We start from the raw sequence: 8,481 nt of genomic DNA on the forward strand, positions 1-8,481 counted from the left end.
AGGGCACCCTCTTGTCTTAGTACCTGGCGGTCTAGCTAAAAGAGAATCTCATGACGCAATACATACAGGATCCGGCGCTCTGGGGTCTGATTGCTGGCACCCCCCTTGCTGCGGCCGTTATCTATCGAGGTCGTAAGTCGGCGGCCAAGCTCCGTATGGAGAAGGAAGAGATCGCGGCCCGACACGCGGAACTCGAGAACACCCTCGCGGAGGCGGTCGAAGAGGCGAGAGTTCGCGCCGAAGATTCGACGAAAACCGCGTTGAAATCCGCCATGCGGACGCTCCAGGGCCTTGCCAACGAACAGCAGTTGGCGCTTTCCAGGGTGCAGGAGAAATACGGCGACCAGCAGATCCTCCAGGACCTGCTCGACATCGACCACATGAACTCGCAGTTCGGCCGCCGGGCACAGTCCGTGGCCGTGCTCTGCGACGGATGGCTCGGTCGGCAGCGCGCCGTCGCCTCGCTCTACGACGTGGCGCGCAGCGCGAAGGGCCGCATCCGCCACTACACCCGCGTGGAGATCCGCTCGCAGACCAGCTTCGCCGTGGTCAGCCGCGCCGTCGAACCCGTCGCGCTGGTCCTCGCCGAGCTGCTGGACAACGCCACCAGCTACTCGGCGCCCGAGACCACGATCGACATCAACATCCGCACCGTGCCCAAGGGCGTCTGCGTCATCATCGACGACGCCGGTGTGGGCATGAACGAGGAGGAGAAGAGCCGGGCCGCCCGGCTGCTGTCGGGCGAGCACCCGGTCGGCGTGACCGAGCTCGGCAACCCGCCGCAGTTCGGCTTCGCGGTCATCGGCGTGCTTGCCGCCCGCTACGGATTCACCGTCTCAGTCGACTCGGCGTCCCCGTACGGCGGCGTACGGGCGGTGGTCCTTCTGCCTCAGGAGCTGCTCACCAGCATGCCCGAACCCGAGACCCCTGCCGTGCCCGAGACGACGGCCAGCGAGCAGTCGCGCCCCGCGCAGACGACCACCTCAGGCGGTCTGCCCAAGCGCCGCCGGCGTGGGCAGATGGCCATCGTGCCGCAGTCCCGAGGCGAATCCGGGGCCGCCCCCGCCCGCTCGAGCGAGGAGACCGCGTCCATCATGGGCGCCTTCCAGCGTGGCACCCAGTCCGGTCGCAAGGCCGATCCGAGCAGGGAAGGATTTGAGGTTCAGTGAACACCGAACTGTCGTGGATGCTGGAGAGCGCCCTGGAGGTGCCGGGGGCACGCCACGCCATCCTCGTCTCGGCCGACGGTCTGCTGATGGCCCGCTCGAACGACGTGAACAAGGACGAGGCCGACACCATCGCCGCGGCCATGAGCGGCATGCAGTCCCTCAGCCGCACGGTGGCCGGCTTCAGCGGTGACACGCGGATGCAGTGGCGACAGACCGTGGTGGAGTTCGACGGGGGCTGGGTCTTCCTCATCTCCGCCGGGGAGGGCGCCTACCTCGCCGTCTCGGCCTCCCTCCAGGTGGACATGGCGGACATCACGTTCCGTATGCAGCAGCTTGTCGGGCAGCTCGGCAAGGTGCTGACCACTCCGCCCCGCGAGAACACCGGTATTCAGGCATGACCGCACCCCAGGATCCGGAACGCGAAGAGGACGTCGAAGTCGAGACCTCCGAATTAGTGCGGCCGTATGTCATCATCAACGGCCGCGGTTTCGCCGATGGGGATCGATTCGACCTGGTCACTCTCGTCACGGCGTCGTCCGAGAGCGAGCACCGCAGGGTGCAACTCGACCCGGAGATGCGCGGCGTGGTGGATCTATGCGCCGGCGGATATCTCTCGGTCGCCGAGATCGCGGGGCACCTCGGATTGCCCATCGGCATCGTCAAAGTGCTGTTGGTCGACCTGTCAGAACGTGGCTTCGTCGTCACGCGGGCACCTATTCCGCCGGCCCAACTCGCCGACATTCAGGTTCTTCAGGAGGTTCTGGATGGACTCCAGGCACGGTTCGGCTGAGGGTGTCCACCTGGCCGAGGAGGTGCAGATCGCGGCGAAGATCCTGGTGGTCGGTCACTTCGCCGTCGGTAAGACGACCTTTATCGGCACGCTCTCCGAGATCCCGCCGCTGCGCACCGAGGAGACCATGACGCAGGCCGGCGCGGAGATTGACGACCTGAAGGGTGTGAGAGGCAAGACCACGACCACCGTCGCGATGGATTTCGGCCGTCTGACCCTCAGCGACCGACTTGTCCTCTATCTGTTTGGAACGCCGGGCCAGCAGCGCTTCGTTCAGGTCTGGGAAGACATGACCCGCGGTGCCCTGGGCGCCCTGATCCTGGTGGATCCCGAGCGCCTCAAGGACTCTTTCGCCGTCATGGACCTGGTCGAGAAGTACGGCATCTCCTACGCAATCGCCGTCAACCACTTCGACGGCGCCCCCCAGCGTGCGGAGGCCGAGCTCAGGGAAGCGCTCGACCTGCTCCCCGAAACCCCGGTTGTCACCTGCGACGCCCGCGACGAGAAGTCGTCGGCCCAGGCACTCGTGGCTCTCGTCCGCTATCTGCAGAGCCGCACCCGACAGGAGTAAGAATGGATTCCCCCTCAGGCTTCACGAACCCCCCGCCCGGATGCCCCGCTCACCAGTTCCAGAACGGCAGCGGACCCGCGCCGATGGAGCGGGTGCCCCTCCACGGGCCCGAGTTCGCGGCCGACCCGCAGCGGTTCTACGAGTACCTGCGCCAGTACGGGCCGGCCGCACCCGTCGAGTTCGCGCCCGGCGTCCCGGTGACCCTGATCACGGACTACTCGGCCGCCCTGCAGATGCTCCAGTCGCCCGAGCTGTTCTCCAAGGACGCCCGCAGGTGGCGGGACCTCAACGAGGGCCGCATACCGCACGACAGCCCCGCCGTTCCCATGATGGCCCACCGGCCCAACGCCTTCTTCGCCGACGGTGCCGAGCACCTGCGGCTCCGGCAGACGATCAGCGACAGCATGGCCAAGCTGGACACCCACCGGCTCAGCCGTCAGGTTGAGCGGATCTCCACCTATCTGATCGAGCAGTTCAGCACCCGGGGCACGGTCGACCTGATCGACCAGTACGCCAAGCTCGTCTCACTCCTGGTGATCAACGACATCTTCGGCTGCCCCGCCCACCTCGGTGACCGGCTCGCTGAGGGCTATTCGGGGATCTGGGCGGGCGAAGACCCCGAGGCGGCGAGCAAGCTGGTCGGTGAGAGCCTGGCCGAGCTGGTCGCGTACAAGCGGGCCCAGCCGGGGGAGGACGTCACCTCCCACATGATCCGGCACTCAGCGGGGCTGTCCGACGAGGAGATGATCAACCAGGTCTTCACGATGGTCGGCGCCGGCGCCGACCCGGTGCGCAACCTCATCGGGAGCGGGCTGCTGCTCGTCCTCTCCGACGAGCGGTTCTACGGCGGGCAGTACGGCGGCGCGCTGCTGGTCGAGGACGCGGTGGACGAGGTGCTGTGGAACAGCCCGCCGGTCCCCAACTACGCCGTGCACTACCCGACGCGCGACGTCGAGCTCTTCGGCATGCAGCTGAGGGCGGGCGACCCGGTGGCCGTGAGCTTCGCGGCGGCGAACACCGATCCGTCGCTGTCGGCGTCCCGGCAGATGCTGAGCAAGCGCGCCCACCTCGCCTGGTCCGCGGGGCCGCACGCCTGCCCGGCGAAGGACCCCGCGACCCTCACGGCCATCGGGGCGATGGAGCGGCTGCTCAACCTGCTGCCCGACATCGAACTCGCGGTGCCGGTCGAGAACCTGTCCTGGCGGCTCGGCCCGTTCCAGCGTGGCCTCGTCGAGCTTCCCGCCAGTTTCACCCCCGTTCAGCTCCGCACCCGGACACCCGACCCGACCCGGCCCACCGCCCCGGTCCGGCCCGTCCAGGCCGCGCAGTCTGCCCCCGCCAAGGGCGGATGGTGGAGTTCCTTCCTGGCCAGGTGGCGCTGACGCGTCGTCCGTCCGCGCCACCCCGGTGGGCACGCGGATGAGCGGACGATGAGCCGAACGACCACTCCCGCCCCGGTCCTTCGGTCGACCGCCGTCGACCGAAGGACCGGGGCTTTCCTGCGGGCGCCGCCGTCGACCGCGGCTAGGGCGTGTCCTCAAGCCGGAACCCCACCTTCAGGCCCACCTGGTAGTGGCCGATCGTGCCGTTCTCCACGTGGCCGCGGATCTGCGTCACCTCGAACCAGTCGAGGTTGCGCAACGTCTTGGCCGCCCGCGCGATCGCGTTGCGCACCGCGGCGTCCACGCTCTCCGGCGAGGAACCGACGATCTCGGTCACGCGGTAGATGTGCTCGCTCATGCCGGCCTCCGGGACAGAACGTGAGAGGAGACGCGGGGCTCCGCGTCCCACTGACTCCACCCTGCCCCACGAGTCGGACGCCCGCGACACGGCCGGGACCAGCGGTGCTACCCTCGCAGCGGGCCGTGACTGGCGCGTCGGGATGGGGTCAACCATCGGGAAGCGGCCTCAGCTGTGCGATGTGGAGCCGTGCGCCTGGGCCGTCGCGACTCATGTCAAGGAGGCCCCCATGACCAACGAGCCAGCAGCCGACTCCACCGTCTCCACCGCCTTCCGCAGCGGCCTCGACGTCGTCCGCTCCGTCGAGCCCAGGATCGCCGACGCCATCGGCGCCGAGATCGAGGACCAGCGCGCGTCCCTGAAGCTGATCGCCAGCGAGAACTACGCCTCACCCGCCGTGCTCCTCACCATGGGGAACTGGCTGAGCGACAAGTACGCCGAGGGCACCGTCGGCCGCCGCTTCTACGCCGGCTGCCGCAACGTGGACACCGTGGAGTCCGTCGCGGCCGAGCACGCCCGTGAGCTGTTCGGCGCCCGCCACGCCTACGTCCAGCCGCACTCCGGTATCGACGCCAACCTCGTCGCCTTCTGGGCCGTGCTCGCCCAGCGCGTCGAGAGCCCGGCCCTGGAGCGCGCCGGCGCCCGCCAGGTCAACGACCTCACCGAGGAGGACTGGGCCGCGCTCCGCCGCGAGCTCGGCAGCCAGCGGATGCTCGGCATGTCCCTGGACGCGGGCGGCCACCTCACCCACGGCTTCCGGCCCAACATCTCGGGCAAGATGTTCGAGCAGCGCAGCTACGGGACCGACCCCGAGACCGGCCTGGTCGACTACGACGCCGTCCGCGCCGCCGCCCGCGAGTTCCGGCCGCTGATCCTCATCGCCGGCTACTCCGCCTACCCCCGGCTGATCAACTTCCGCGTCATGCGTGAGATCGCCGACGAGGTCGGCGCCACGCTGATGGTCGACATGGCCCACTTCGCCGGCCTCGTCGCCGGCAAGGTCCTCACCGGCGACTTCGACCCCGTGCCGCACGCCCAGATCGTCACCACCACCACCCACAAGTCGCTGCGCGGCCCCCGCGGCGGCATGGTGCTGTGCGACGACTCGCTCGCCGAACAGGTCGACCGCGGCTGCCCGATGGTCCTCGGCGGCCCGCTGCCGCACGTGATGGCCGCCAAGGCCGTGGCCCTCGCCGAGGCCAGGCAGCCCGCCTTCCGCGACTACGCCCAGCACGTGGTGGACAACTCGCGCGCCCTCGCCGAGGGGTTGATGCGCCGCGGCGCCCGCCTGGTCACCGGCGGCACCGACAACCACCTCGCCCTGATCGACGTCTCCTCCTACGGCCTCACCGGCCGTCAGGCCGAGGCCGCGCTGCTCGACGCCGGCATCGTCACCAACCGCAACGCGGTGCCCCGCGACCCCAACGGCGCCTGGTACACCTCCGGCATCCGGATCGGCACCCCGGCCCTCACCACCCGCGGCCTCGACACCGCGGGCATGGACGAGGTCGCCGAGCTCATCGACACCGTGCTCTCCCGCACCACCCCGGGCACCACCAAGAGCGGCGGGGCCTCCAAGGCCGCCTACCGGCTGGAGGACGGCGTCGCCGAGCAGGTCGCCAAGCGCGCCGCCGACCTGCTCGCGAAGCACCCGCTCTACCCCGGTATCGACCTGAGCTGAGCGTGACCGCCATCCGGCTCGTCCACCCGCACACCACGCCGGCCACCGAGGACGAGGCCAGGGCCGTCCAGGAGCGGCTGCGCAGGCAGGTGCTCCTGGACGGCTCAGGGCCCGCGCCAGGGGCCCCCGGCACCGTGGTCGTCGGCGTCGACGTCGCCTACGACGACCCCCGGGACACCGTCGCGGCCGCCGCCGTGGCGCTCGACGCGGCCACCCTGGCCGAGCTCGGGCACGCCACGGCGGTGGGCCGGGTGGCCTTCCCCTATGTGCCCGGGCTGCTCGCCTTCCGCGAACTGCCCGCCGTGCTCGCCGCGCTCGGCCGGCTGCGCCACGTCCCCGACCTGGTCGTCTGCGACGGCTACGGCATCGCCCACCCGCGCCGGTTCGGGCTCGCCAGCCACCTGGGGGTGCTCACCGGGCTGCCCACCATCGGCGTCGCCAAGAACCCCTTCACCTTCCGTCACCCGCCGCCCGGCCCGCGGCGCGGCGACGTCGCGCCGCTGCTCGACGGCGAGGAGGAGGTCGGCCGCGCGCTGCGCACCAGGGACGGCGTCAAGCCGGTCTACGTCTCGCCCGGACACCGCACCACCCTCGACGACGCCTGCGCCCACACCCTGCGGCTGACCCGCGGCTACCGGCTCCCCGAGACCACGCGGCGGGCCGACCGGCTCTGTCGCGCGGCGCTGCGGGCCGCCGGCGAGCCGGCCGGCGGCGACCCGAGGTAGCCGGGCCCGGCACGTCACTCCTTCGAGTGCCGGCCCCGACCGGCCCCGGTGCCCCGACCCGGTCCCTGACGCCGCGAACCCAGGGGTGGCCACTGCCGGTTGTCGTACGAGGACGCTAGGGTGATCCCCCACTCAGCGGACTCGGGAGGTCACGGTGCGGTACCTGAGGCCGGTGCGCGCCGCGCTGGCGGCGACCGCGGCGGTGCTGCTGTTCGGCTGCACCGCCGCGGACGCGGGAGACGGCCCCGCGGACGGCGGCGAGGAGGCCGCGACCGCCGGCTCGTCGCCCGCCACGGAGGCGTCAGGCGAGTCCGCTCCCCGGATCGGGGAGCCGCCGGCCGACCCCGCGGCCGCCCTCGCCCTCGCCAGGGCGGTCGCCGCCGCCCCGGCCGACCTGGGCGCGGGCTTCGTGCCACAGGACCCCTTCGAGTCGGATCCGGCCACCTGGGCCGTCCTCGACGAGGGGTGCGTCTGGCGCCGCGAGGCCCTGCCGGACGAGGTGCTCGCCAGTCTCTCCCGGTACAGCGAGCATCCGGCGCCGGGCGGCGATGGCGAGCCGTTACGCGTCATGTCGTCGGTCACCGTCCACCGCAGCACGACGGTGGCCGACGAGCGGATGGCGGCCACCCTTGAGGAGGGCATGCGCTGCCCCGACCAGACGCTCAGGCCGGGCGAGTTCGTCACCGGGCTGCGCTCCGAGGGCGCCCCTTACGGGGTGCGCGGCCAGCTCGCGGCCGACGACATGATCCACGAGGGCGGCCAGTACCAGGGGCCCGGGCCCGGCGGCTCCCACCCCTACCTGTGGGGCGTGGCCAGGCTCGGCCCCGTCACCGTGGCGCTCGCCGTCATGGGCACGGTCGGCTACGACGAGGAGGACGTGGGGGCCCTGCTCAACGACGCCCTCGAACTGATGCTGTCGCGAGTGGAGAGCGAGCTGCGGTGAGGGACCTCGAACTCTCCGACCCCCGCCGGATCGGCGGCTACCGGCTGCTGCGGCGGCTGGCCGAGGGCCGCACCGGCGTCGTCTACCTGGCCAGGTCGCTCGGCGGCGCGCCGGGCGCGCTCAAGGTGATCCGCAGGGAGCACGCCAGGAACCCGGAGTTCCGGGCCAGGTTCGAGCGGGACGTGGCCGCCGCGCGGCACGTCTCGGCCCGCTGCCTGGTCGGCGTGCTGGCCGCCGACACCGCGGGCGGCACCATGTGGGCCGCCTACCCGTACGTGCCGGGGCCTGCGCTGCCCGAGGTCGTCGCGGCGCACGGCCCGCTGCCCCGCGAGCCGGTGCGGATCATCGGGGCCATGCTCGCCGAGGCGCTGGGGGCCGTGCACCAGGCCGGCCTGGCCCACCAGGACGTGCGCCCGGGCCATGTCCACCTGCTGCCCGACGGGCCCCGACTCACCGGCTTCGGCGGCACCGGCACCGTCGGCGGCACCCCCGGGTACCAGTCGCCGGAACAGGCGCGGGGCGGACCCGGCACGCCGGGACCGACCACGGACATCTTCTCGCTCGGCTGCGTGCTGGCCTACGCCGCGACCGGGCGGCACCCCTTCGGCACCGGCACCGGGCGCGAGCTGGTGCACCGGGTGGTGCACGAGCCGGCGGACCTGGCCGACGTGCCGCGCAGCCTGCTTGAGCTGATCCAGGCCTGCCTGGCCAAGGACCCGGTGCTGCGGCCCACCGCCACCGACATCTTCGCCGAGCTGGCGCGGCCGGGCGAGGCGGGCGGCCTCGGGCGCACCGCGGCCTGGCTGCCGGCGCCGGTCGCGGCCGAGGTCAACCAGCGCTTCCACGCCCGCCTGCCCGCCCC

The 8,481-nt window shown here is 71.7% G+C and carries 10 protein-coding genes; 9 read left to right on the forward strand and 1 reads right to left on the reverse strand.

Features of this window, described 5'->3' with window-relative positions; translation table 11 throughout:
- Window positions 1-50: 50 nt before the first annotated feature.
- Genes E1265_RS11730 through E1265_RS11750 form a run of 5 tightly spaced genes read left to right on the forward strand, consistent with a single transcriptional unit; the run spans window position 51 to window position 3,912 of the window.
- Entirely contained in the window at window positions 51-1,169 is a 1,119-nt protein-coding gene (locus tag E1265_RS11730) for an ATP-binding protein (protein WP_132930223.1), read from the forward strand.
- Window positions 1,166-1,567 (forward strand): roadblock/LC7 domain-containing protein, encoded by a 402-nt coding sequence (locus E1265_RS11735; RefSeq protein ID WP_132930224.1) that lies wholly within the window; start codon window positions 1,166-1,168, stop codon window positions 1,565-1,567. The genes E1265_RS11730 and E1265_RS11735 overlap by 4 nt, the downstream gene beginning before the upstream one ends.
- A complete protein-coding gene (locus tag E1265_RS11740) occupies window positions 1,564-1,959 on the forward strand; it encodes a DUF742 domain-containing protein (protein ID WP_132930225.1) in 396 nt (131 codons plus the stop codon). The genes E1265_RS11735 and E1265_RS11740 overlap by 4 nt, the downstream gene beginning before the upstream one ends.
- Window positions 1,934-2,530 carry an ATP/GTP-binding protein gene (locus tag E1265_RS11745; protein WP_132930226.1) on the forward strand — a complete coding sequence of 199 codons (597 nt, stop codon included), beginning with the start codon at window positions 1,934-1,936 and terminating at the stop codon, window positions 2,528-2,530. The genes E1265_RS11740 and E1265_RS11745 overlap by 26 nt, the downstream gene beginning before the upstream one ends.
- 2 nt (window positions 2,531-2,532) lie before the next feature.
- The gene (locus E1265_RS11750; RefSeq protein ID WP_132930227.1) at window positions 2,533-3,912 is read left to right on the forward strand and encodes a cytochrome P450; all 1,380 of its coding nucleotides are present in this window, start codon (window positions 2,533-2,535) and stop codon (window positions 3,910-3,912) included.
- A 142-nt stretch (window positions 3,913-4,054) separates the two neighbouring features.
- On the opposite strand, the gene E1265_RS11755 is transcribed toward E1265_RS11750, so the two are convergent.
- The gene (locus E1265_RS11755; protein ID WP_132930228.1) at window positions 4,055-4,270 is read right to left on the reverse strand and encodes a dodecin; all 216 of its coding nucleotides are present in this window, start codon (window positions 4,268-4,270) and stop codon (window positions 4,055-4,057) included.
- A 229-nt stretch (window positions 4,271-4,499) separates the two neighbouring features.
- On the opposite strand from E1265_RS11755, the gene E1265_RS11760 reads away from it, so the two are divergent.
- The 4 genes from E1265_RS11760 to E1265_RS11770 form a co-directional block, all read left to right on the forward strand.
- Window positions 4,500-5,951 (forward strand): glycine hydroxymethyltransferase, encoded by a 1,452-nt coding sequence (locus E1265_RS11760; protein ID WP_132930229.1) that lies wholly within the window; start codon window positions 4,500-4,502, stop codon window positions 5,949-5,951.
- A 2-nt stretch (window positions 5,952-5,953) separates the two neighbouring features.
- The gene (locus E1265_RS11765) at window positions 5,954-6,676 is read left to right on the forward strand and encodes an endonuclease V (protein ID WP_132930230.1); all 723 of its coding nucleotides are present in this window, start codon (window positions 5,954-5,956) and stop codon (window positions 6,674-6,676) included.
- A gap of 154 nt (window positions 6,677-6,830) precedes the next feature.
- The gene (locus E1265_RS36975; RefSeq protein ID WP_165953727.1) at window positions 6,831-7,619 is read left to right on the forward strand and encodes a hypothetical protein; all 789 of its coding nucleotides are present in this window, start codon (window positions 6,831-6,833) and stop codon (window positions 7,617-7,619) included.
- Window positions 7,616-8,481: serine/threonine-protein kinase (locus E1265_RS11770; RefSeq protein WP_165953728.1), on the forward strand; the 866-nt coding region annotated here is incomplete at its 3' end. The genes E1265_RS36975 and E1265_RS11770, both read left to right, overlap by 4 nt.

It is taken from the genome of Streptomyces sp. 8K308, assembly GCF_004348315.1.
GTDB lineage: Bacteria > Actinomycetota > Actinomycetes > Streptomycetales > Streptomycetaceae > Streptomyces.

What these genes read in the sequence shown, in the direction of transcription:
- E1265_RS11730 (WP_132930223.1), top strand. Translation starts at nt 51, where the DNA reads ATGACGCAATACATACAGGATCCGGCGCTCTGGGGTCTGATTGCTGGC.
- E1265_RS11760 (WP_132930229.1), top strand. Translation starts at nt 4,500, where the DNA reads ATGACCAACGAGCCAGCAGCCGACTCCACCGTCTCCACCGCCTTCCGC.
- E1265_RS11740 (WP_132930225.1), top strand. Translation starts at nt 1,564, where the DNA reads ATGACCGCACCCCAGGATCCGGAACGCGAAGAGGACGTCGAAGTCGAG.
- E1265_RS11755 (WP_132930228.1), bottom strand. Translation starts at nt 4,270, where the DNA reads ATGAGCGAGCACATCTACCGCGTGACCGAGATCGTCGGTTCCTCGCCG.
- E1265_RS11745 (WP_132930226.1), top strand. Translation starts at nt 1,934, where the DNA reads ATGGACTCCAGGCACGGTTCGGCTGAGGGTGTCCACCTGGCCGAGGAG.
- E1265_RS11750 (WP_132930227.1), top strand. Translation starts at nt 2,533, where the DNA reads ATGGATTCCCCCTCAGGCTTCACGAACCCCCCGCCCGGATGCCCCGCT.